Here is a 24,163-nt window from a genome sequence, read left to right on the forward strand (position 1 = left end):
GAGGCATTCATGATTGATCTTCACAACCACAGCAATTTCTCCCCCGACAGTAATGCGACCCAGAACGAGATAGTCGAAAAAGCTATCGAAAAGAATCTACTGGTGATCGGTATATCCGACCACGACGATCTCGATACTTCCTTTCCCTACAGTTTCAGACTTAGAGACCCAGCCGGGTATCTGGAAAACCTCTCGCTTCTGAAAAGTAATTCTCCGATCAAGGTTTTGAGCGGACTGGAGGTCGGTATTGGTTCTTCCTACAACACTCCGCCCGACGGAGAGTTCGATTACTTCATCTACTCCGTTCATTCAATACCGGGAATCAATGACCTGGAGATCGACAACATCTGGACACTCTATCTCGAAGAGTCTCTGGAGGCTATAAAGGGGTTGACCGGACCGGGTTTCTTTGGACACATAGACTTTCTCCGCAGGTATATAAAAGGACACAGAGAGCTCGACAACCTTGCGCTCCTCGATGAGCTTTTGAGAAAACTCGCCAAGTCGGATATAGGGATCGAGATAAACACCTCTGGCTGGAGGGCGCCTTACAACGAACCCACTCCCCAGCCATGGATAATCGAGCGATACCTCCGGATGGGTGGAAGGTACATAACCATCGGTTCGGACTCGCACAGGGCGTGCGATGTTGGCAGCCACGTGGAAAAGGCGCTTTCACTGTTGCTAGATCTGGGGGTAAGGGAGATCTTCTACTGTGAAAAAGGCACGTACATGCCTCTAAAGATTTCGACCTAGCGCTTTCCGTGCCTTTTGAGAGGGAATTTTAAGAAACGTTTCAGATTCATCCCCTCGCCGAGTTTAAGCAGTCTGACTAGAGAGAAGTACACTATTACACCAACCAGTAAAGCCACGATCGTGGCCGCTGCGCCGATTCCAATAGTGAGTCTTATGGCAAGCATGATGGCAGTCATTATCAGGGACGCTAACATTATTTTGCCGATACTGATCAATGCTTTCCTTTCATAGCCAGCCCAGGCAAAAAGCGTCGCAGTCACTATAATCGTGCCGAGCATTCCTGCGATAGAGGTTGCCAGCGCAACGCCCACCGGACCCATCGTGAAGCCCAGAACGATATCCAGAACGACATTCACACCTACCATCAAAGCGGATATGATGGTGGGAGTTACAGGACTCTTCCTCGCGTAATAGGCCCTCGACAGCACGCCGTAAGCACCGTAGAAAGGCAGTCCAAGAGTATAGGCGTACAGTAGGCCCGAAGTGACCGCCGTATCCAGCGTGGTGAAAGAACCCCTCTCAAAAAGCAGTCTCACCAATCCCTCGCCGGCCACCAACAATCCGAGCGTTGAGGGCAGAAGCAGGAAGGCCAGAACGGTTATCGAACTCCACACGGCCTTACTGAACTCTTCTTTAGAATCCTTTCCCGTCAACCTTGAAAGCTGTGGAAGGGCTACCGTCGCAACTGCAATCGCGAATATGCCAAGAGGAAGCTGGTAAAGCCTCTGCGCGTAACCCAGACTGGAAACGGCGCCAGCACCGAGTTCTGTAGATACTCTAGTATCGACGAAAGAGTTAATCTCGTTGATGGCCGGAGATATCGAGGAGATGAGAAAGAGACTGAGAAAATCCCGCGCGTCCTGACTGTTGTAATGGGGGTTGAAACGAAAGCCGGAACGTCTTGCAGCGAGCATGACCACAAGAAGCTGGATCGCTCCGCCGGCGATAAAACCGATCGTGGGTCCAAGTATGGGTGGAGAGAACTTCTCGGAGAGGAGTATTCCTACGATCGTCGCCAGATTTATCAACATGGGCGAGGCGGCGGCAATGAAGAAGGCGTCGAGACTGTTCAATATGCCACAATAAACGGCCCACAGCGAGACCAGAGTTATGAAGGGAAAGGAGATTTTTATCAGTTGAGATGTCAACTCGATGGTATCGCCACTGAAACCGCCGGCGAATATGCCCGTCAACTCTCGCGAAAAAAATATGCCACCGGCGCTTATCGCACCGGACAGAAGTAAAACGAAAATCATCACAGCCGACGCGAACTCAAAAGCCTTTTCTCTCGAGCGATTGAGCCTGTCGTTGAAAATGGGAACAAAGGCCATAGTCATGGCTCCGTCGGCGAAGATCTTCCTCAGAAAGAAGGGCAACATCACGGCGACCAAATAAGCATCGTACTGCTGAGAAGTGCCGAAATAGCCTGCAAACATGGAGTCTCTCACAAGACCGGAGACTCTCGAAAGCAGTGTTGCTATGGCAAAGATAGCTGTATTTTTAACTGTGCTGGCCGTCATTTGATCCTCCAAAGAAGATTATAATACAGGCGGCCGATTTCGACTGAGAGATCCTTTGGATAGATACACCTGATGAGAATTATAAGGTTTCGCTTAGTGTTCTCGAGAAAAACTCTTGAATCCCTACTGTTTGGCTTTTTGCAGGGTGAACCCTTAAAGAATCACTCATGGATCTGTGCTATACTGTTCATGAAAGAGCCGGTCTCACCCTATAGCCGGCCAACAACGCCGGAAGGAGTGTAGCCGCATGGTCACTGGCGGCGTCCGAAGTCGATGAAAAAAGTTGCACTGATCTTTGGAACCAGACCGGAGGCAGTAAAGATGGCACCGGTCTATCTGGCTATGAAAAACTCAAAACTCGAACCAATAGTGATTGCGACGGCACAACATCGTCAGATGCTCGATCAGGTTCTCGGACTCTTCGGAATAAACCCCGACTTCGATCTTGACATAATGCAGGAACGTCAGTCGCTATCTGGATTGACTTCGAGGTTGATCCAGAAGCTCGACGAGATTTACGCGGCAAACTCCTTCGACGCCACCCTGGTTCAGGGTGACACGACGTCTACATTTACGGGTGCGCTCGTTTCCTTCTACCATAAGATTCCAGTGGGTCATGTCGAAGCCGGGCTCAGGACCGACAATATCTACAACCCATTCCCCGAGGAGGTCAACCGCAGATTGAACGGAGTTCTCTCGACCTATCACTATCCTCCAACCGAAAGCGCCAGGGGCAATCTGCTCCGTGAGGGTGTTCCCTCCGATAGGATGATAGTGACGGGGAACACGGTTATAGACGCATTGCTGTGGACTATCGAGAACAAAGCCGGAGCCACTTCCTCATTCAGGGAGAAGTTCGGCCTTGAAAGCGGCCAGTACATCCTTATGACTATGCATAGAAGGGAGAACTGGGGAGAGCCGATGAGAAACGTGATGCTGGCCGTGAGGGATATACTCGATTCCATGCCGGAGATGAAGCTGGTTTTCCCGGTTCACCTGAATCCGGTCGTGAGAGAGACTGTCTACCCTTTGCTAAAAGGACATAAAAGGGTAATCCTCACAGATCCACTCGATTACTTGCCTTTCGTCTCTCTAATGGAAAAGGCGGCCCTGATACTCACAGATTCCGGTGGTATACAGGAGGAGGCACCGGCGCTCGGAAAGCCCACACTGGTTCTAAGAGAAACCACGGAGAGACCCGAAGCCATAAAGGCCGGCACGGCCCTTCTAGTCGGTACCGACAGGAAGAGGGTCTTCCAGGAGACGATCAGGTTGCTGACCGACCGGTCGGCCTACGAGAGGATGGCGCTGGCAAGCAATCCCTTCGGCGACGGAAAGGCCTCCCTGAGGATTGCCGAGCATCTGGAGCTTGTGCTTGGCTGATCAGCGATCACTCTTTCTTCATCCGGATCTCCCAGAAGTATTCGTACAGGGGCTTCAGCGCCTTGAATTCGCTCTTGAGAAGGTTGGAAAATTCGCCAGAAAAGAGCAATTCGTCCATACCTCTCTCTACTGAGATATAGAAGTCTTTCATCTGGTACCAGACCAGCAGTTCACCGGGAACATTTTCCTTTTTTCTGGGTCTTTTATACTTCTCTCCCATAATCAAGAAATGGCCTTCACGTAGAATCGCCGTCTTTTCCATAAAGACTCTGGTATTCTCTTCCAGTTCAAAAATCAACTTTCTCATGGTCTCGCGCGACGGAAAATAAAAGCCCATTCCGTAACGGTAACTGTCGGGAAAGAGCTCGAAGAAAAAGCCTGGCGAGTCCTTCCAGTCGGGAGATGGCACTTTGAAGGTAAACCACATATTGGTTCTGTACGGAGCCTTCCCTCTGTTTCTCCTGGCGTCGCGACTTATCCGGCTTATGGTTTTTCCCACCTGCGGTCTCGTCTCCAGAAATGGATCAAGCTCCTCCATAAAGGGTCCAAGCTCGGTCACAAGAGCCTTGAAAGGGTCAAGAAGAACCTCCCTGTATCTCTCTCTGTTAGCCTCCATCCAGGCTCTGTTGTTGTTCTTCCCAAGATCTACGAGAAAATCGAGGGTTGCCCGGGTAAAACCGTTGAACTTATCCATCTCTTCCTCCTTATCTGATTACAACAGGCAATTCAGAAAAACTAGATGGGTATCGACATGTACCTGTCCTTAACAGCGTAGAAGATCTCACTTACCCCCAGTTTTCGCAAGAGATTCAACGCATCGCTGTTGTACTTTCCTACACTTATGGCCCTGTGAGAGTCCGAACCGATTGTTATCAGCCTTCCCCCAAGTTCGAGATACCTTTCGATAACCCACGGCTGGGGAGTAGGATCGCCCAGTCTGTACATCCAGCCCGACGTGTTGAACTCCAATCCCACGTTGCAGGCTATGATCTGTTTTAAAAGTATATCCATCAGCTCGCCCGGACTGGGGGGTTTCGAACCGGGGATGTGTCTTCTCAGAAAGTCAAGATGGCCCAGGAAACCCGGTTTATCTATAAGCTCCACAGCCATGGCCGCCTCTTCGAGGTATATGTCCCATGGATCTTCCATATCTCTCAGATCGGGAAAACCGGGAACTGTGTGGACCGAATAGATGTAATAATCGAAATCACCTACCGGCCACGAAATCCCAGTTGACTGCAATCCCAGTTCAAGACCGGAGAGAACGGTTATCGGATAGCTACCTTTGAGGCGTTCTATTTCTCTAAGATAGCTGTTCACCCCCTCTGGTTGAAGGCAGACATCCTGTCTCAACAGATAGGGATCGAAGTGATCGGAGATTCCTACGACCTTCAGCTCTCTCTCAACAGCCGCCTGTATAACGTCGGCCATGCTGTCTTTTCCATCGGAGAAAATTGTATGGTTATGTATATCTATCATATACTACTCCTACTGGTATTTAATCTGATAACAATTCAACTGCTTCTCTCTTTTCTTTGTCAGTAATATGCAAGTATATACTTGTTGTTGCTAGATTTACATGTCCAAGTAGTTCCTGAACTGTTTTTATACTTGCACCCTTTTGAAGAAGGTGAGTTGCAAAGCTGTGTCTGAATAAATGCGGATTTACTTTTCTTTCAGGGAAGACCCCTTTTACATGTGTATTCAACATTTTTGGGATCAATTTTCTGGATGTTGGCCCTCCCCTAGTTCCGATAAAGAGATGCTCCTCGTTTTCGCTGTTGGGAAATGTTGGCCTTATCTCGAGGTACTCGAGTATTATCGATTGCATCTGTTCGTTAACCGGTACTTCACGGTCCCTGTTTCCCTTACCGCTCTGAACACGTATCGCCGGGTTCTCTCCTAGTCGCAGGTCGCTCAGGGTGAGATGGCAGACTTCACTCACGCGCAAACCACAGAAATACATGCTGGCCACTATCGCCTTGTTCCTCCTTCCCAGATTGGTCGGTTTGAAAGAGGCCAGTATCTTCTGTACATCGTCGTAGCTGAGATAGTCCGGTATCCTTCGCCGAGATTTGGGGTTTTTGATCAGCTCGGTCGGGACTTTCGGAACCACTCCGCTTATGTAGAGAAAAGTATAGAAGGAACGTATGGTCGATAAGTTCCTTGAAACTGTCGAGGGCGAGGGCTTTCTGGTAGAGTATCTTCCTTGGGAGAGTTCCTTCACGAAGGCTTCGATCTGCCTGCGCTTCACCTGTGTGTAATCCAGGTCGTGGTCGAGAAGATACTTCTTGAAGTGTTGAAGGTCGGTGAGATAAGATTCTACGGTGTTTGAAGACATATTCCTTACGAACTCCATGTTGTCTTTGAACCTGTCTATGGCTTCATCGAAATCCACTTTCCTTACCCCCAAAATCGCCGATAATATGAGTCATAATCAACATTATGTATCATTTTATTTATTGTACCACATGAGGTTATTCCTGCAACCTTTCAAAAGTCTTTTCAGTAGCCATTTACAGTACCAGACCCTTTAAAATGCCCTATAACGAGTTTTTCAGTCTCTACATGCCTTTCTACCTGTTGACCGCGTCAAAAACACAATACGGAGCGTTTTATCGATTATCCTCCTGAAAGCGTCTCCAAAACTGCGTTTTGATTTCAGATATACTGTCTCTGTATTTTTCGGCGACTCTGTAATTCTTTCCCTCCCTCAAAACAAGCTCTTCCTTGATACCCGAGTAATGTTTCGACAGCGCACCCATTATCGCGCCGAGGGCCATGGGACTTTTCAGCCTTTCTTCACCAGTTTTTTCGAGAAAGAGGTTTATTCTCTCCACCAGCTCTTCTCCATTACAGGGTGACTCCGAAAGAGCGAAGAGCATTCCGATAGTTGGCAGTTTGAGACCTTTCATGAAATCGTTCAACTCGTCGCTCTCCCACTCTCTTTTGAGGCATGAAGGCTGTGCCTTTTTGGAGAGCTCCTTTCTAAATGCCAGGAAGATGAGTTCCATAAAGGAACTGATCCTCTTGTCGTAATCGTCGTCTGTCATGAGAATCGAGGCAACCGAACTGACCGGTAGATCTATCTGCGAGACCATTGTGAACAGCTCGCCCAGTCGTTTAACCGTAACGAAAGGTCTCCCCAGTTCCAGTTCCTGCGGAAGGATCAACAGCGCGTTTCTGGCTATTCCTTTAACCTCCTCGAAGCTCTTCCCGATTATGGCCGAGACCTTTATTTCGAAGCTTTCGTTGACCTTCCAAATGCCAGTTATCTTTTCCCTTCCGGAGTACTTGACATAATCCACAGAGAAACCTGTCACTTCGGCCAACCTGTTAAGGAGATCACCGTAAGCTCTATCCAGGCTCTCGACATCTCCCCCGAAACCGGAGATGTTGGCGAGAAGGTTATCTATGTCTGCAAGTATAGGCTCGGGCCGGTTGTACTTGGTCAGGTAACCACGAATGAACCTGTTCCTGCTCGAACGATCGCCGCCTTCGTCCGAAAGCGTTCCTAGAATCCTTATAACATCTACGGCTGTTATTTCTGTCGGCATATACATCACCCCTCAACTTATACTACCATGAATACATACAGTTCTGTAGGTGGACCTATAATCTATATATTCAAGAATAATGGCTAGTTTATTAGTATGTTCAGGTTTAATTTAAATATGAAATTGATTATCACAACTCTACTTTGTACAATTCAGATTTTTCTAGTATATACCCGTAATCAAATTCAGGTACGGCGCCGACTTGCATAGTGACAATCGCGCCAAGAAGATTTCCGACTTTCAGACATTCGTCACCTTGCTTTCCGGAGAGATATGCATGGAGAAAACCGGCGTTGAAGGCGTCTCCGGCGCCGGTGGTATCCACGGCTTCTACGGGGAAGGCCTTTACCGCGGGACCCTTCTCGATCCTCGAACCGGCCACGCCCATAGTCACCACAACCGTGTTCATTCTGTTCAGGAAAGGTGAAATAAAGGCCCACTCCGTTTCATTTAAGAAAAGAACTTCAGCACTTTCGGCGAGTTTTGAGACCTCGTGAGGTCTTTCGAAGGTCACAATGCCGCCGGGGTTGTAGGAAAACCTTTCTATGTTCAGAGAGTTCAGTATCATCGACAGCTGACCGGTGGAAATGCCTGCGAAATGGTAGAAATCGAATCCTCCGGCAACCGTTTCGTATTTCTCGTTCACGCCGCGATAAGTGTACAGATGTCGTTGCCCTTGCCCGCCGATAACTGCAAAGCAAAGGCCCGTTCCGCCAGTAAGCACTTTGACATACCCGGTCTCGACTCTCTCACGTGAACACCTTTCGATAAGGTACTCTCCGAAGAGATCATCTCCCACAGCCCCTTGCAGAAAGACTTTCCTTCCAAGGCGCGAGAGCATAATCGCCGTGTTAGCCGCGCTTCCTCCAGAAGAGAGGCCCAGCTTTTTTATTCTGTTTTCCTCACTGTTAACGCTGTCTCCTATTACTGCGTTCAAGTCTATGTTTATGTTTCCAACGACTGAAATTCTCAATTTTCTCTCCTTCTCCCGATTGGGTTTACGTTCTTTCTCTCTTTATAATTATAATTGGAAGTGATAGGAACAGCGTTTTCGAGGGAGGTATAAACTATGGTTGCGTTTCCTGAAGGATTTCTGTGGGGTGTTTCAACGGCAGGTCATCAGATAGAAGGCGGAAACAAGTACTCGGATTGGTACGAGTGGGAAAAGAAGGGAAAGGTTAAAGGTGGGGAGACTTCCGAGACAGCCTGTGGAAGCTGGGAGCGCTTTGAGAGAGATATCAAGGCTCTTGAGGAACTCGGGGTGAAGGCTTACCGTTACTCTATAGAATGGGCAAGAATCGAACCGGAAAGCGGCAAATTCGACGAAGACGCCCTTGAAAGGTACGCTGGCTTCACAAAAGAACTCGTAAGTAAGGGTATCCATCCAGTGGTGACACTGAACCACTTCGTTCTGCCGCTGTGGTTCGCCAGGATGGGCGGCTGGGAGAAGAGTGAAAACCTGGTCCATTTCGAGAAGTTCGTCAGAAAGGTTGTCCAATCTATAGGCCAATACGTTCATTACTGGGTGACCGTCAACGAGCCTAACGTTTATGCCTCTATGTCGTATCTGCTGGGAGAATGGCCACCGCAAAAAAAAGACATTGAGCTGACCCGTAAGGTTTTGACGAACCTTATTTATGCGCATACGATGGCTTACGACGCAATAAAGTCATCGGTTCCCACGGCCATGGTGAGCATCGCGCTAAACATGATGCCCTTCCTTCCCTTTAGGAACTGGCATCCAGCGGACCTTGTCGCCGCAAGACTTCTGGGAAAACTATACAATTACTCTTTCGTCGATTCTATAAAACTTGGCAGGTTGGCCAGGCCGCTGGGGAATGACGAAACCGCACCGGAGATAAATGGAAAGATCGACTTTCTCGGTATAAATTATTACAGCCGCACCTTCGTCAAGTATTTTAGACCCTTTCCACAATTGCTCAACGGTCAGGAATTCGAGAGGACGGATATGGGTTACGAATTCTTCCCGCAGGGTCTGGAAGGAGTGGTTTTCAAAGCTTACAAAAGATACCGCTTGCCAATAATGATAACGGAAAACGGGATAGCCGACTCCACCGATAAAAAGCGCTGGCCCTACATCGATGGTGCTCTCCAGGCACTCGCCAAATCGATGAAAAGAGGAGCGAAGGTCTTCGGTTATCTTTACTGGTCGTTGATGGATAATTTCGAATGGAAGGAAGGTTATTCGATGAAATTCGGTCTCTACGAAACCGTTCGCGACACAATGGAACTCAAGGCCAGACCGAGCGCCGAAAGTTTCAGACGTTTCATCTCCGAAAACCGATGATCAAAAGGTCGTGGAGGTGATTGAATAAACGAACGGCCCAGTATGCTTGCCCCGTACGGTGCTGATTTAGGCTAGTGTTCGATTTAACTCATGACTCCTTTTGAATATTCTCACCACCTTTCAGACATTCAGATTTAACCTGTCGATCGATACCGTTCTGCCGATATGTGGTGCTAGAATCATGTTGACTTCTCATCGTGTGGTTCATCCGTAAGGGGGCGTAAATGAATATGGAACTTATTTCTGCACTGATAGCCGTGGCGGTTTCCCTGTTTTCGGTAATTCTTGGTATCTATCTCTTTCGCTGGGTCGGCAGGTACCCAGTCGGTAGCGAGCGAATGCGGGAAATAGGCGAGGCGATCCGCGAGGGAGCTGATGCCTTTCTCAAGAAGGAATACGTGATACTAGCCTTCTTCTCGATCGCGATCTGCACCCTTCTAGCGATTTTTTTGAGTATCTCTTCCGCGATCGCCTTTTTGATCGGAGCTATCTCTTCTGGCGTTGCAGGCCTGCTCGGAATGAAAGTGGCACTCAAGGCCAATGTTCGTACAGCAACGGCGGCGGACCGCGAGGGCCTCGAAAAGGCTTTTCTGATAGCTTTTCGGGGTGGTTCAGTGATGGGTCTGCTTGTGGTGGGACTGGCACTTGCCGGTGTGAGTGTGATTTACGGTATAACTCTGAAGGCGGAAATACTTCTTAGCTTCAGCTTCGGGGCGAGTATTCTTTCGCTTTTTGCCAAGGCCGGTGGAGGTATCTACACAAAAACGGCCGATATAAGCGCCGATCTCGTAGGCAAGGTCGAAATAGGAATTCCCGAAGACGACCCTAGAAATCCTGCCGTCATCGCAGACAACGTCGGTGACAACGTGGGAGACGTGGCCGGTATGGGAGCCGATCTTTTCGATTCTTACGTGGCCAGCATCGTAGCCGCGATGGTCCTCGGAGAGACTCTGGGAGTGAAGATGGTAGTCCTGCCGCTTATTCTGGCATCGGTCGGGATCCTCTCCTCACTGGCCGGAGTCTTCAGCGTCCGTGTCAGAGGGGAGAAGAATCCAGGACGTGCTCTGGACCTTGGAACCTATATCACCTCGGCGATTTTCGCTCTGGCAACGCTTGTGATCTCGATGGTGCTTTCTTACGACCTGAAATTCTGGGGTGCCTCGATGGCCGGTCTAGTAGCCGGAACGGTGATAGGCTTCACCACAGATTACTTCACTTCCATCGACAGACACTTCGTGAAGAGAACGGCCAAAGCCTCGCAATCGGGGGCGGCTATCACTATTCTGACGGGTTACTCATACGGATTGATGAGTCTTCTTCCATCGTTGGTGGGAATCGGCGTAGCTTCCGGCATAGCCTTTGCCCTGTGCGGAGTTTACGGAATAGCCATAAGCGCTGTCTCCATGCTCGCAATTGTTGGGATGATAATCTCTAGCGACGCTTACGGTCCTATTGTGGACAACGCCAAAGGTATCTCCGAACAGTCCGGACTGAGCGAGAAAGTCATATCTCTGACCGATAAGCTCGATGCTGCCGGAAATACCTCGAAAGCCATTACTAAAGGCTTTGCGATAGGGGCGGCAGGACTCACAGTCATAGCGCTTCTGGCAACTTACCAGGAACGAGTGGCAGCCATCACCGGCCAGAGCATAACCTTCGATCTCATGAATCCGCTGGTGATGCTCGGCCTTCTGACAGGTCTTTGCGTTCCCGCACTCTTTTCAGCCATGATAATGCTGGGTGTCAGCAAAAACGCCTTCAGGATGATAGCCGAGATCAGGCGGCAGTTCAAAGAGATCAAGGGTCTCAGTGAAGGAACTACCAGACCAGATTATGCGCGGTGTGTAGAGATAGCCACGACCGGCGCCTTGAAGGAACTGATGCTTCCCAGTCTGATCTCGATCGGAATAACACTACTGATAGCCTTCATAGGCGGGATACACGCTCTGGGAGGCTTTTTGGGCGGAGCTATCCTCTCGGGACTGTTCAACGCATTGCTGATGGCCAACAGTGGAGGTATGTGGGACAACTCGAAGAAATACATAGAGGACGGCGCTTTCGGCGGAAAGGGATCCGACGCGCACAAGGCAGCCATAATCGGCGACACTGTGGGAGACCCCTTCAAAGACACCGCCGGCCCTTCCCCCCTGAACACACTCATTACGGTTCTATCTCTAGTAGCCTCTTTGATAAGCCCGTTGGTTATTCTCTACGCTGTTTTCAAGTGATTATCCACTGAAAAAGGCGGGGAAAATCCCCGCCTTTTTTATCACCACAGATCAGAGGAGCGTGTTCACCAATTCTTCGATTCCCTGTCTCTTTTCGGCCGAAACCATGAACACAGGGGGCAGAGCTCCACACTCCGATAGACCGTCTTTGACGGACTTGAGGGTTATGGATTGCTGGCTTCTCGAAAGCTTGTCGGCCTTCGTCAGAACGACCAGGTAAGGCAGGGAGTAGTATATAACCCATTCCAGCATCTGCCTGTCAACGGCCTGAAAGGGATGGCGGCTGTCCATGAGGACTGCCAGGAGCGATAGAGACTTTCTCGAATCGAAGTAATCGATTATGAGTCTCTCCCACTTCTCCTTCTCCTTTATGGAAGCCTTTGCATAACCATAACCGGGTAGGTCCACGAAATAGACCGACCCGTTGACGGTGTAGAAGTTTATCGAACGGGTCTTGCCCGGAGTCGAACTCGTGTGGGCCAGTTTTCTACCGAAAAGGGAGTTGAGAAGCGAAGACTTGCCGACGTTAGACCGGCCGGCAAAGGCTATCTCCCTTTCCAGCGGAGGCGGGTACTCTCCTGATTTGAAGACCGTTCTGCACAGCTCAACACTCTTTATCACTCAATCACCTTTGTCCAGCAGAGCGACTTGGAGGACTTCCAGGATATCCTCCACGAAAACGAACTCCAGCCGGGATTTTATCTCTTCGGGAACCTTTTCCAGATCCCGTTTGTTAGCCAGGGGTATGATCACCGTCTTCATTTGGGAACGGTAAGCGGCCATCAGCTTCTCTTTCAATCCGCCTATCGGCAGAACCTTTCCCCGAAGGGTTATCTCGCCAGTCATTGCGATATCGTTCCTGACCTTCCTGCCGGAAACAGCCGAAATGAAGGCTGTAGTAAGAGTTATACCGGCACTGGGCCCATCCTTGGGAACGGCTCCCTCCGGAACATGTATATGGAAGTCCCTCTTCTCGAAGATATCGGCATACTTTTCACCATCGCAGAGTTTTTTGGCGAGCGAGGTGGCGATCTGCGCCGATTCCTTCATAACATCGCCAAGCTGGCCGGTGATGATGAGCTTTCCCTTCCCCGGCACGGGGAGCACCTCAATGTACATGATCTCCCCTCCGACGGGAGTCCAAGCGAGTCCTGTTACCACGCCTACCTCGGGCTTCTTTCGGAAATCGCTGTCCTTGAAGAGCGGTATTCCCAGGAATTCGCCGAGATCGTTCACCCCTACGTTTATACTCCCCTCACCTTCGGCCATCTTCAGGATAGCCTTCCTGATTATCTTTCCCAGGTTACGATCGAGCTGCCTCACACCGGCCTCTCTGGTATAATCTCTTATCGTTCCCTTTATCGCCGATCCGGTGATTTTGAAGCTTCCATCCTTCATGTTGTATTCGTCGAGCAGCTTGGGCAGTATATGATCTTTGGCGATATGATACTTCTCCGACTCGGTATATCCGGGTATCTCGATGACCTCCATCCTGTCCCTGAGGGCATCGGGTATGGAGTATAGAACATTCGCCGTAGTTATGAACAACACCCTGGAGAGATCGAAGGATACCTCCAGGAAATGATCGGTGAAATTGCTGTTTTGCTCGGGATCGAGAACCTCCAATAATGCCGAAGCCGGGTCGCCCTGGAAGCTTATTCCCATTTTGTCGACTTCATCCAGCACAATCACTGGGTTCTTCGAACCGAGCTTTCGGATCATCTGCATTATCCTGCCAGGAAGGGCGCCGACGTAGGTCCTCCTGTGGCCACGTATTTCGGCCTCATCTCTCATGCCGCCCAGAGATATTCTTCCGAACTTTCTGCCCATTGCCTCGGCCACCGATCGCCCCAGAGAGGTCTTGCCAACGCCTGGAGGCCCTACCAGACAGAGTATGGGAGCCCTGAGTTTTTCCGAGTACTTTCTGGCAGCCAGGAACTCCAGTATCCTTTCCTTGACGTCCTGCAATCCGTAATGGTTGCTGTCCAACGTTCTGCGCACATCTTTTATCTTTATCTCATCCTCCGTCTCCAGAGACCAGGGAAGGTTAAGCAACCAATCCAGATACGTTCTCACCACCGTCGCCTCAGCCGAGTAGGGAGACATCTTCTCCAATCTGGATATTTCCTGTTCGGCCTTCTCGCGAACTTCGTCAGACAGGTCGGGGGAAGCAGCCCTTTCCTTCAATTCCTTTATCTCTTCATCTTCCTCGCCTTCGAGTTCCTCCTGAATCGCACGCATTTTTTCACGAAGATAGTACTCCTTCTGACCCTGTTCAATCTTCTCCTTCACACGCTTATCCAGCTCCTCTTCGAGCGAGAGGATCTCTATCTCACGACTCAGAAGTTCCATAAGTGTCTTCAGTCTCTCGACAGGTTCGACTTCTTCTAGCAACTTCTGCTTCTCCTCCAGAGCGAAGGGAACGATCGAAGAGACGAAATCGGCAAACTTGTCAGCGTTGGAAGTGTCTTCGAGAGCCATCAGGGCTTCTTCCGGGAACCTACGGCTCATCGAAACGTATTTCTGCGTCAGCTCCTTGACCTTGCGAACCAGTGCCTCCAGCATCTTGCTCTTTCTGGCTCTGGACTTAAGGCTCTCAAGCTTTACAATCAGAGCGTTCTCCTCTTCGACTACCCCCGAGATCTTAGCCCGGGCCAGTCCCTCGACCAGGATCTTGTAATTGCCATCGGGCATCTTCATCAACTGGACGATGCGGCCTATAGTACCGACTTCGAAGAGATCGCCCAGTTCCGGTTCCTCTTTGGTTATATCTCTCTGAGACACCAGGAAGACCAGCTGATCGTACTTGCCGATCGATTCTTCGAGCGCCGAAAGAGACTTCTCCCTCCCTACGTAGAGCGGCATCACTGAAGAGGGATATATCAACATATTGGTTCTCGTCGGAATCGCTGGCAATATATCGGGTATCTCTATCTTTCTCTCGCTTCTAATTGCTGCTTTCTCAAGTAATTCGAATTTTTGTGCCACCAGAACACCTTCCTTTCATTTGGTAAGATACCGTCTTTTCATTTCAAAAAAGAGAGCAATCCATCGGTTTTCTCATCGAGCGATGACAGGGACACGACTCTTTCATTTTCGCTCCAGTGCTTAAGTTTTACTATCAGACACGGCAATTCCACGAAGGGTCTGTACATTTCGGGCCACTCGATAGCCATAACCGTGTTATCGTCGCCGAGATCTTCGAGGTCGAGATCCAGCAATTCTCTTTGATTACCCAGTCTGTAGAGATCGGCGTGAACTAAAATCAACCTGCCGGGATATGTGTTGATAATGTTGAACGTCGGACTTCTAACCAGCCTCTCTTCGATTCTCAACCCTCTGGCCAGTCCCCTCACAAAAGTCGTCTTTCCAGTGCCCAGATCACCGTAAAGAAGTATCGTCTCTCCTCCGCAGAGTCTTTCGCCGATCTCACCGGCCAGTTTCAACAACTGGTCTATATTCATCTTTCCCAGTTCATAGATCTTCTCAGTGCTTCTTTCCACTTCGAAAACTCTTCCTCCATTCTGTTTCCGCTCGGTTCGAACTCCACCTCGCTGATACGCCTGTTTTTCAGCACTTCCATGTCCCATAAGCCTGTGCAAAGGCCTGAGAGCATCGCAGCACCCAGCGCCGTCGTTTCCTTTATCAGAGATCTATCCACGGGGATACCGAGCACGTTAGCTTGCATCTCCATCAGGAAGTTGTTTCTGGTGACTCCGCCATCCACCAGGAGCTTCTTCAGTTTTATCCCTGTCTCTTCTTCCATCAATTCCAGTATTTCGCGAGTCCTGAAGGTTATGTACTCGAGCACTGCTCTGACTATATGGCCCTTCTTTGTCCCTCTGGTCAATCCTATCAGCGTCCCCCTTGCCGAAGCGTCCCAATACGGGGCTCCCAGACCGGTAAGGGCTCCCGAGAAGTAAACTCCACCGTTGTCCTGAACCTCACGTGCAAGCGATTCGGTCTCCGAGGGACTGGCTATTATTTCCAGACCCTCTTTTAACCACGTTATAAGTGCTCCAGAGGCGAAGATAGACCCTTCTATGGCATATATAATGTCTTTCCCAAGCTTCCACCCAATCGTTGTCAGGAGGCCGTGTCTTGAGTATTTCGGCTCCGACCCGGTATTCATGAGTATGAAAGAGCCGGTTCCGTAGGTACACTTTGCATCTCCCCGCGAGAAGGCCGTCTGTCCGAAGAGTGAAGCCTGTTGGTCTCCGGCTATACCGGCTATCTCAGGACCGTATATCGAAGCTCCAAGAGCGTTACAGGAATCTACGACCTTCGGAAGGAACTCTTCATCTATTCCGAACATATCGAGAAGCTCTCTATCCCACTTCAATTCCTGTATGTTGAAGAGCATTGTTCTTGAAGCATTCGAGTAATCGCACACAAATCGCTTCTCTCTTGTAAGGTTCCAGACCAACCAGGAGTCGATCGTACCGAAACGCAAGGTACGCCTCTTTGCGGCCTCCTGGACCGCGGGAACGTTTTGCAGCATCCATTCCATTTTCGTGGCAGAGAAATACGGATCGGGCATCAATCCAGTCTTGAGGTGTATCTTTTCTCCGAACTTTTCCCGCAGCTCCTTGCATCTTTCGGTGGTTCTCCTATCCTGCCAGACGATAGCGTTGCACAAAGGCTGACCGGTTATGGCGTCCCACGCGACCACGGTTTCGCGCTGGTTGGTTATGCCTATGGCTTCGATCTCACGGTAAGAGACCCTGGCATCTGATACCACGTTTTCCACAGAGCTCATAGTACTGAGAATTATATCTCTAGGATCGTGTTCAACTCTGCCAGGATTGGGGTATATCTGCCTGAACTCCTCCTGTGAAACGGCCACCTGATAAAACTCCTCATCGAAGAGTACGGCCTTGCTGCTGCTGGTTCCCTGATCGATGGCCAGAATATAACTCATCCTACCGCCTCCTCCTTCATATATTAAAACGTCTCTTGAAAACGATCGCGTTCTCCGGACAGATCTCGTGGCAGACGTAGCAGGTTATGCACTTGCTATAATCTATCCTGAACCTGTTTATGTCTATCGCACCGACAGGGCAAGTCCTTTCGCAATTCCTGCACTCAATGCACTTCTTTTTATCTATCTTTGGAAACTTCGTTACGAAATGCCTCAAGAAACCTGCACCATAAACCGCGATGTAATTGGTTTCTGGTAATACCAGCCTCGACGGCACGGGTGCGTCGCCCACGATTTCGTACTCACCAACCAGATTCTCTTCTCTGGCCATTCTCAAAAGCGGCACTTTAGAGTGCTTCACCTGGAAGAGTTCGGCTATCGCGTCGTCCAGAGAAAAGACATTTCTCGAGAGTGCCACGATTCCGGGATAGATCTTCCTCCCATTCGACGGTCCGTTTCCATCCATTCCCTCGACCCCGTCAAGTATCGTCAACGAGGGCTTTAAATACCTCGCCAGATCCAGAAGCATTCTGGAAAAATCTATCATGTTTCTCGCCCTGAAATGCCAGCCCTGTTTTCTAGCACCGGGGATACAGCCAAAGAGATTCTTGACACCAAACGTGACGAGCGTGAGGGAATGAGTCTTGAGTTTGGCCAGATTGACTACAAGATCGGCCTCCAGGACCGGGCGGGCTATTTCGAAGTTCCGATACGTCCCCTCCTCCAAAACCACAGAAACGGGATCGTCAAAATCGACAAGGGGAATTTCCAGTTCCCTGCAGACGCTTTCTATTCCAGCGACTCTGGCTGCTGCAATTGTACTGACCCTCGCGGGAGAATCCCCCACACTGACCTTTGCCCCGCGCCGAAGAAAAATCTCCGCCACCGCTCGGACTATTTCGGGATGAGTCGTCACAGAGCTGTCTGGCGTTCTGGCCGAAAGAAGGTTCGGCTTCAGAAGTACCTTCTTTCCCCGAACGTCTTCGTTGAAATTAAGCAGATCGAGACCTTCAGCTATCTTCTCCCTGCACTTTGCGTATTCTGGGCTGCTTAGTATTGCCACTCTGTTCATTTGATTCTTTCTCTCCATAAAGAACCCTCTTCTTCTTTCTACGATCATCCACTATGCAGCGTACCTCTTCGGGAAGTTTAACTTCGCAAGAAGAGAGAATCTCTATTATTATCTCTTCCGGGATCGACGTAACGGCCCAGAGATCTGTGAGATATATCCTTTCGCCCGTTCTCACGGGCGCCTTTTGCAGGGATGATTCGATAGCTTTTCTGTATCTCTCTCTTATTTCCTCTTCTGTATGATTCACCTTATCATCCATGGAAAGTCACCTCAGTAGAATTATACTCTATACACATCACCCACAGTTGAATAAAGGCTTCCGTCATATTCTGAAACTTGTGTCCGTTCTTGTTGTAAAATTTTAGAAGAAAAGGGGGGAAACACTGGTTGGAGAAAACAGGGATGGATTTCGTGGTCCTCGACACCGAAACTACGGGCTTGGATGTCAACCGTGGTGCCAGGCTACTGGAGATAGCCGGTGTCAGGGTCCGCAACTGGCATATTGTGGAGGATGATGTCTTCGACAATCTCATCGATCCCGGTTGCATGGTTCCTTTAACGATAACCAGCCTGACCGGGATAAGCGACTTTACGGTGAAGGATATGCCTCCAGTGGAGAAGGTTCTTCGAGATTTCTTTCGCTTCGTCGAAGGTTCTATATTGGTAATTCACAATGCCCCCTTCGATCTGTCTTTTCTAAACCACTTTGGTGAGAGATGCGGTCTTGGAAGAATTCCCAACTCCTACATTGACACCATCGAAATGTCCCGAAGTCTCTTCAGACGCGACCGTAACAATCTGGATATTCTTCTTGCCAGGCTGGGAATAGTCGCGGACTCAAGGCACAGAGCACTTGGAGACGCTATGGCGACGGCCCGGGCTTTTCTGGCTATGAGTGAGAAGATGGGTAAAGAAAGTGTAACGAGATTCATAAGGAAGTAGGCTGGGGTCTGAAATGCCATGGCCGAATGATTTCTAGAGAGTCCATACGGAAAGAAACCACCCAGAAAAACTTAAAAAACCCAACATTTCGATCTGGTAGAATCTAAACGTTGCCAATCGTCTTTATCCGCCAAAATCGACCCCGCTTCGACTTCGAATTCTCTATATATTGTGGTAGAATGTTTATCGTCCACTAATTATTGAGCTTATTCATGGAGGTATGATGATGCTGAATGTCAGAAAAAGAAATGGATCAATCGTAGAATTCGACCTGGACAAAATAATAAACGCCATGAAGAAAGCCTTCGATGCTACCCTTACCCACTACAACGAAGACATTCTTGAGAGGGTTGCGCTACGTGTCGTAGCCGATTTTCAACCAAGGGTAAGCGACAACCTCGTAGATATAGAAGACATCCAGGATTCCGTCGAGAGGACGCTGGAGAATCTGGGCTTCACGGAAGTCGCCAAGGCTTACATTCTCTACAGAACTCACCGCGAAAAGCTAAGAGAACTCAAATCCTCGATGCTTGATTTCTCGGAAACCGTCAACAGTTACCTCAACATGCTGGACTGGCGTGTCAGAGAGAATTCAACCGTAACCTATTCCATAGGTGGCCTCATCTTGCACAACAGCGGAACGGTAACGGCCAACTACTGGCTGAGGGAGATGTACGATCCCCAAATAGGTAACGCCCACCGCGAGGGAGATATTCACATTCACGATCTTTCCATGCTATCGGGCTACTGTGCGGGTTGGAGTTTGAGACAGCTGATTGAAGAAGGGCTCGGAGGGGTAAGGGGGAAAGTATCCTCTTCACCGGCGAAACATCTTTCGACCCTCGTGAATCAGATGGTGAACTTCCTGGGTATCTTACAGAACGAATGGGCCGGTGCCCAGGCCTTTTCGTCTTTCGACACGTATCTGGCTCCCTTTGTGAAGATAGACAACCTCTCTCTGAAGGAAGTGAAGCAGAATATCCAGTCCTTCGTTTTCGGCGTCAACACGCCTTCCAGGTGGGGAACGCAGGCTCCTTTCACCAACATAACGCTCGACTGGGTGGTGCCGAAAAAGATGAGAGACGAGCCGGCCATAGTGGGAGGAAAGAGACTCGATTTTACCTACGGGGATTGTCAGGAAGAGATGGATATGATAAACCGGGCCTTCCTGGAGATACTCGACGAGGGCGACGCCAACGGACGGGGATTCCAATATCCGATCCCTACTTACAATATAACGAAAGACTTCAATTGGGAAAATGAAAATGCGAAGCTTCTCTTCGAAATAACGAGTAAATACGGAACGCCTTATTTCCAAAATTTCATAAACTCCGACCTGGATCCAGACGATGTTAGAAGCATGTGCTGCAGACTGCAACTGGATAAGCGTGAACTGAAGAGGAGAGGAGGGGGATTGTTCGGCTCGGACGAATTCACCGGCTCGATCGGAGTCGTAACTATAAACCTTCCGAGGATCGCGTATCTCAGCAAGAACGAAACGGAGTTTCTGGAAAGGCTGGCCAGGGTTATGGAGCTGGCCAGCAGGAGCCTGGAAGTCAAGCGGTCGGTGGTGGAAAAGTTGAACGGTGAAGGCCTCTATCCTTATACCCGCAGATATCTAAAAAATTTCGACAATCATTTCTCGACCATCGGGCTGGTTGGAATGAACGAGGCCTGTCTCAACGCACGCTGGATTGGAAAGAGTATAGCCGAAAACGAAGGGTACAACTTCTCTCTGAGAGTGCTAGACTTCATGAGAAATAAAATAATGACCTTCCAGGAGACTACCGGGCACCTGTACAACCTCGAGGCGACTCCGGCCGAATCAACCTCTTATCGCCTGGCCAAGATCGATAAAAAGAAGTTCCCCCAGATAATTACCGCCGGAAAGGATAGCCCATACTACACGAATTCCTCGCACCTCCCCGTGGATTTTACGAGCGATATCTTCTCGGCACTCGACCTTCAGGAGAATCTCCAGCAAAAATACACGGGCGGTACGGTCTTCCACGCTTTTCTGGGCGAGAAGATATCTGACTGGCAGACAACCAGGGAACTCGTGAGAAAAATAGCCGGCAATTACAGAATACCCTACTTCACACTGTCCCCCACCTATTCTGTTTGCCAGACCCACGGGTACCTGAGCGGCGAGCAATACGCTTGTCCAAAATGCGGTGCCGCGACGGAGGTCTATTCAAGAATTACCGGATATTACCGCCCCGTCCAGAACTGGAATATCGGCAAACAGGAGGAATTCAAAAGGAGAAAGGTTTATCAGATAAGGAGAGAAAGCATAGATGAACTTTGCAGGCTGGGAAAGAGTGAGCCTGGTAGATTATCCAGGGAAAGTAGCCCTGACGGTATTTACCTCAAGCTGTAACTTTAACTGCGCCTACTGCCAGAACAAAACGCTCAAGAGACAAGTAATCGAGGAGTTGAGTGAAGAGACTGTGATAGATTATCTCGATAGGCGCAGAGCTCTGATAGACGCCATCGTAATAACAGGAGGCGAGCCGACTTTGAGGGTCGGAGAGTTAATACCCTTCATAGGCCATCTCAGGGAGCGGATACCGGGCAAATTGGTTAAACTCGACACTAACGGCTGGAATCCGGCTCTTCTTGCCCGCCTTATGGAGTGTATAGACTTTGTGGCCATGGATCTGAAGTCGCTGGATTATTCGCTCTTCTCGGATGTATCAATTGAGACCATAAGGAAAAGTCTCGATCTGGTTAAGGCCTTCAGGGAGCACGAAATAAGGATCACGCTCTACCCTCCCTATATAAAACGTGAGGACTTCGGGGAGCTGGCCGAACTATGCAGAGGGGCCTCCAGAATCGCCGTCCAACAGTATCGAAGGATCGATGGAAACGATCAAGAACCATACAAGTCAGGAATTCTGGAAGAATTTTCCGGGGTTCTTTCAAGGATATCTGGAGCGCAGATAGTTTTGAGAGAATGAATCACAGTCATAAAGAAACCGGGGACTACTGTCCCCGGTTTTGTTCGATTCGGGCTAACGTAGCTCGAAGTAGAACTTGAAACCGTCACCTCCGAAGAATATCTGAGGCTCAAAAGCGATGCCCAGAGGTGTTCTCCATTCGAAGCCTATTCCGATCGACAACCCGAAAGTCTTATCTGACCCTACCACTCCCATAAGATATAGCTTGGGGATGTAGACACTCAGCTCGTCGGAGGGAGCTATCCCGAAATTCTCCGTTAAAGGGACTCCGGCTTCCACGGATTCAAAAACGAAGTGACCTGGATTGAACGAGTAAAGATTCCAGCCTTTGAGATCGGTGTTGCCGCCTATGTAGAACTGCTTCGTTACCGGGGCAGTCCCCAGGTAGGTGACACCCGCTCTGGTAGTGCTGAGGATGTATATTCTTCCAATTATTCTGTACCAGAAGTTTAGCACGGCAGTCTGCTGCAGGTAACTGTATCCCTTGCCGAAACCGTAGCTAAGGACCGTATTGCCGTACAGATTGGACCTCTCTTGTCGGAAATTCTCAGCATCGCCGAAGGCGAAGGCACCGTTGACGATCGAGACGGAGTAATCGTTCGTCACGGAAGCGTCGAAGGTGCCGCTCTCGAAAGTATAGGAAACTCCAGCCACGTAATCGCCGAAAGGATAACTCGCACCCAGCTTGAACCTGTTCAGGGTAAGTAGAAGATCGCTTTGCCAGGGAACCTCTTTGAAAAGTGTGAGTTCGGTTATAAAATCGATACCTGTTCCCAGCGCTTGCGGGTATCCAGCTCCCAGAGTGAACCCTCCCCAGAAAAATTGGGGTTGCGGAATAAAACCCAAGAATTTCTTATCGGTAAACCTGAGGAATCGAAGACCTCCGTAAATGTTCACTCCCGTTCCGAGCAGATTTCTCTCCCCAACGCCGATCGTCAGATATTGGCCGAAGTACGGATAAATCGTATTTGCCTCTTCGACCGTTATCACAAGCCTGTAATCACTGTCAACAGTCTTGATCTGCATATAGACGTCCGTAAAGAGACCGCTCTCCTGCAAGGCCCGTTTGGCCCTGTAAATCTTCTCTATGTCGAATTCGTCACCGATCTTAATGCCGGAAAGATTCCTCACGGTTGAGTCCAGCGTCTTCGCGTTGCCCTCTACCGCTATTTCCACTATTCTGTTCACTCCAAACAGCGAAATGGCAAACACGAAAAATACTGCGAGCACTATCGCTCTCTTCATAGTCCACCTCACTTCAAAAGGCCGTTGACTTTCTCAACGGCTTCGTTGAAAGCCTTTTCCGGCTCTGTAACTCCCTTTCTGACCTGTTCGATGGAATCATAGAGTATGTTCCTTATCTCTATTATGTTGGTATGAACGGGTCTAGGTCTGGCAAATTCTATAGACTCGATGGGAGCCTTCAATTGCGGGAAACGCTGCCAGATTAGCTGGATCTCTAGAGACTCCATCGCGGACTTTTTCACCGGCATATACCCAGTCCCCTCATACCAGAAGAGAGTGTTTTTTTCTGAAACCATCCATTTGAGGAAGGTCCAGGCCGCCTTAACCTTCTCCTCGGAAAGACCCGACATTATAGATAGCGAGGCTCCTCCTAGCGTTGTAGTCCTTTGCTTGTTCTGGGGAAGAGGTGCAACTCCGAGATCCCAGGGGATGTTTTCCAGGGCGTACCTGATCCCACCACTGGTCATCGGTCCCATCGAGATCTTGCCCATGGTGAAAGACTGGATCCCTTCGTCGATGGTAAGATCTATCGGTGAGAGCCCTTCCAGGAACCAACTCTGCCATCTTTCGAGCGCCTCGATTCCTTCGGCCGAATTGATCAAGCATTCGGTCATATCTTCGTTGAAAATCTCGCCACCGTTCTGCCAAACGAGAGGCTCGAACTGGTAAAACATGGCGTCAACTCCCCACAGGAGCCCATACTGGGACGGTCTGGAATCGGAAGCTTTCTTTATCGTGAGCTTTCTGGCGTACTCTTCCATCTCTTCCCATGTCCTGGGTGGTTTGTCGGGGTCGAGCCCTGCCGCCCTGAAATGATCCTTGTTGTAGAAGAGCATGAGCGCACTTATGTTGAAAGGCAAAGCGTAGGGCTTTCCATCTCTGATGATCGTCGTCCAGAAGTTGTCAACGAAATCCTCCGGGGATATGGCCGGATCGTTCGCCAGAAGCTCGGTAAGATCGAGAAGCGAACCGTCTTTGGTGAAAATCTGTAAATGCTCGATATTTATCATTGAGACATCTGGCCCCTTTCCCGTCAAAAGGGCGGCCTTCAACTTCGTGACCGTATCGTCGTACGAACCCTGAAAGATGGCCTTCACAGTGATTTCGTTCTGAGATCTGTTGAAATCGTTCACCAGCCTGTCTATTATCGGCTTCTGATAATCCGACATGGAATGCCAGAAGGTGAGAGTAACCTTGCCGATTCCGGTGAAAACGAGCAGCAAGAGAAAAACTGAAACGATATACCTTTTCATACCTGACCTCCTTTTCCC

General features: G+C 49.5%; 21 protein-coding genes. 7 read left to right on the forward strand and 14 right to left on the reverse strand.

Annotated features, from left to right (window positions below; genetic code table 11):
• Nucleotides 1-9: 9 nt before the first annotated feature.
• Entirely contained in the window at nucleotides 10-756 is a 747-nt protein-coding gene (locus MESINF_RS01230; RefSeq protein WP_169698152.1) for a histidinol-phosphatase HisJ family protein, read from the forward strand.
• Here MESINF_RS01230 and murJ read toward each other — a convergent pair.
• Nucleotides 753-2,276: a murein biosynthesis integral membrane protein MurJ gene (murJ, locus tag MESINF_RS01235; protein ID WP_169698153.1), complete on the reverse strand. Its 1,524-nt coding sequence runs from the start codon at nucleotides 2,274-2,276 to the stop codon at nucleotides 753-755. The two genes, MESINF_RS01230 and murJ, sit on opposite strands and share 4 nt — an antisense overlap.
• A 273-nt stretch (nucleotides 2,277-2,549) precedes the next feature.
• Between murJ and wecB the strand changes: the two genes are divergently transcribed.
• Nucleotides 2,550-3,659 (forward strand): non-hydrolyzing UDP-N-acetylglucosamine 2-epimerase, encoded by a 1,110-nt coding sequence (gene wecB / locus MESINF_RS01240; protein ID WP_169698154.1) that lies wholly within the window; start codon nucleotides 2,550-2,552, stop codon nucleotides 3,657-3,659.
• A gap of 7 nt (nucleotides 3,660-3,666) precedes the next feature.
• On the opposite strand, the gene MESINF_RS01245 is transcribed toward wecB, so the two are convergent.
• From MESINF_RS01245 to MESINF_RS01265, 5 genes are all read right to left on the reverse strand, one after another.
• Nucleotides 3,667-4,353, reverse strand: a complete 687-nt coding sequence (locus MESINF_RS01245; protein ID WP_169698155.1) for a DUF2461 domain-containing protein — start codon at nucleotides 4,351-4,353, stop codon at nucleotides 3,667-3,669.
• A 41-nt stretch (nucleotides 4,354-4,394) separates the two neighbouring features.
• Nucleotides 4,395-5,138 (reverse strand): PHP domain-containing protein, encoded by a 744-nt coding sequence (locus tag MESINF_RS01250; RefSeq protein ID WP_169698156.1) that lies wholly within the window; start codon nucleotides 5,136-5,138, stop codon nucleotides 4,395-4,397.
• 19 nt (nucleotides 5,139-5,157) lie between these two features.
• Complete coding sequence (locus tag MESINF_RS01255) at nucleotides 5,158-6,057, reverse strand: tyrosine-type recombinase/integrase (RefSeq protein WP_169698157.1); 900 nt, start codon at nucleotides 6,055-6,057, stop codon at nucleotides 5,158-5,160.
• A gap of 217 nt (nucleotides 6,058-6,274) precedes the next feature.
• Nucleotides 6,275-7,216, reverse strand: coding sequence for a hypothetical protein (locus MESINF_RS01260; protein ID WP_169698158.1), 942 nt, complete (start codon nucleotides 7,214-7,216; stop codon nucleotides 6,275-6,277).
• 130 nt (nucleotides 7,217-7,346) lie between these two features.
• A complete protein-coding gene (locus MESINF_RS01265) occupies nucleotides 7,347-8,189 on the reverse strand; it encodes a carbohydrate kinase family protein (RefSeq protein WP_169698159.1) in 843 nt (280 codons plus the stop codon).
• A 96-nt stretch (nucleotides 8,190-8,285) separates the two neighbouring features.
• On the opposite strand from MESINF_RS01265, the gene MESINF_RS01270 reads away from it, so the two are divergent.
• Both MESINF_RS01270 and MESINF_RS01275 read left to right on the forward strand, forming a co-directional pair.
• Nucleotides 8,286-9,524 carry a glycoside hydrolase family 1 protein gene (locus MESINF_RS01270; protein ID WP_169698160.1) on the forward strand — a complete coding sequence of 413 codons (1,239 nt, stop codon included), beginning with the start codon at nucleotides 8,286-8,288 and terminating at the stop codon, nucleotides 9,522-9,524.
• Between the two features lie 230 nt (nucleotides 9,525-9,754).
• Complete coding sequence (locus tag MESINF_RS01275; protein ID WP_169700740.1) at nucleotides 9,755-11,752, forward strand: sodium-translocating pyrophosphatase; 1,998 nt, start codon at nucleotides 9,755-9,757, stop codon at nucleotides 11,750-11,752.
• A 51-nt stretch (nucleotides 11,753-11,803) separates the two neighbouring features.
• Here the strand turns inward: MESINF_RS01275 and yihA are convergent, their stop codons facing one another.
• From yihA to MESINF_RS01305, 6 genes are read right to left on the reverse strand one after another with little or no spacing between them, the layout of a single operon-like run.
• Nucleotides 11,804-12,373: a ribosome biogenesis GTP-binding protein YihA/YsxC gene (yihA, locus tag MESINF_RS01280; RefSeq protein WP_169698161.1), complete on the reverse strand. Its 570-nt coding sequence runs from the start codon at nucleotides 12,371-12,373 to the stop codon at nucleotides 11,804-11,806.
• Nucleotides 12,374-14,740: an endopeptidase La gene (gene lon / locus MESINF_RS01285; protein ID WP_169698162.1), complete on the reverse strand. Its 2,367-nt coding sequence runs from the start codon at nucleotides 14,738-14,740 to the stop codon at nucleotides 12,374-12,376.
• Between the two features lie 38 nt (nucleotides 14,741-14,778).
• Complete coding sequence (gene tsaE, locus MESINF_RS01290) at nucleotides 14,779-15,255, reverse strand: tRNA (adenosine(37)-N6)-threonylcarbamoyltransferase complex ATPase subunit type 1 TsaE (protein ID WP_169698163.1); 477 nt, start codon at nucleotides 15,253-15,255, stop codon at nucleotides 14,779-14,781.
• Nucleotides 15,213-16,673, reverse strand: a complete 1,461-nt coding sequence (gene glpK, locus MESINF_RS01295) for a glycerol kinase GlpK (protein WP_169698164.1) — start codon at nucleotides 16,671-16,673, stop codon at nucleotides 15,213-15,215. Before glpK ends, tsaE begins: the two co-directional genes overlap by 43 nt.
• Before the next feature lie 16 nt (nucleotides 16,674-16,689).
• Nucleotides 16,690-17,763 carry a DUF362 domain-containing protein gene (locus MESINF_RS01300; RefSeq protein ID WP_169698165.1) on the reverse strand — a complete coding sequence of 358 codons (1,074 nt, stop codon included), beginning with the start codon at nucleotides 17,761-17,763 and terminating at the stop codon, nucleotides 16,690-16,692.
• On the reverse strand, nucleotides 17,684-18,004 hold the full coding sequence (locus MESINF_RS01305; protein WP_169698166.1) for a hypothetical protein: 321 nt from the start codon (nucleotides 18,002-18,004) through the stop codon (nucleotides 17,684-17,686). Before MESINF_RS01305 ends, MESINF_RS01300 begins: the two co-directional genes overlap by 80 nt.
• Nucleotides 18,005-18,132: 128 nt before the next feature.
• Here MESINF_RS01305 and MESINF_RS01310 point away from each other — a divergent pair, with 128 nt between their 5' ends.
• The 3 genes from MESINF_RS01310 (at nucleotide 18,133) to MESINF_RS01320 (ending at nucleotide 21,647) form a co-directional block, all read left to right on the forward strand.
• Nucleotides 18,133-18,687 carry a 3'-5' exonuclease gene (locus MESINF_RS01310; RefSeq protein ID WP_231936799.1) on the forward strand — a complete coding sequence of 185 codons (555 nt, stop codon included), beginning with the start codon at nucleotides 18,133-18,135 and terminating at the stop codon, nucleotides 18,685-18,687.
• Nucleotides 18,688-18,913: 226 nt separating this feature from the next.
• The gene (locus MESINF_RS01315) at nucleotides 18,914-21,067 is read left to right on the forward strand and encodes a ribonucleoside triphosphate reductase (RefSeq protein ID WP_169698167.1); all 2,154 of its coding nucleotides are present in this window, start codon (nucleotides 18,914-18,916) and stop codon (nucleotides 21,065-21,067) included.
• Complete coding sequence (locus MESINF_RS01320; RefSeq protein WP_169698168.1) at nucleotides 20,985-21,647, forward strand: anaerobic ribonucleoside-triphosphate reductase activating protein; 663 nt, start codon at nucleotides 20,985-20,987, stop codon at nucleotides 21,645-21,647. The genes MESINF_RS01315 and MESINF_RS01320 overlap by 83 nt, the downstream gene beginning before the upstream one ends.
• Before the next feature lie 54 nt (nucleotides 21,648-21,701).
• Here MESINF_RS01320 and MESINF_RS01325 read toward each other — a convergent pair whose 3' ends face one another.
• Nucleotides 21,702-22,892 (reverse strand): POTRA domain-containing protein, encoded by a 1,191-nt coding sequence (locus MESINF_RS01325; protein WP_169698169.1) that lies wholly within the window; start codon nucleotides 22,890-22,892, stop codon nucleotides 21,702-21,704.
• An 8-nt stretch (nucleotides 22,893-22,900) separates the two neighbouring features.
• Nucleotides 22,901-24,145 carry an ABC transporter substrate-binding protein gene (locus tag MESINF_RS01330; protein ID WP_169698170.1) on the reverse strand — a complete coding sequence of 415 codons (1,245 nt, stop codon included), beginning with the start codon at nucleotides 24,143-24,145 and terminating at the stop codon, nucleotides 22,901-22,903.
• Between the last annotated feature and the right edge of the window lie 18 nt (nucleotides 24,146-24,163).

The organism is Mesotoga infera, assembly GCF_900157305.1.
Lineage (GTDB): Bacteria > Thermotogota > Thermotogae > Petrotogales > Kosmotogaceae > Mesotoga > Mesotoga infera.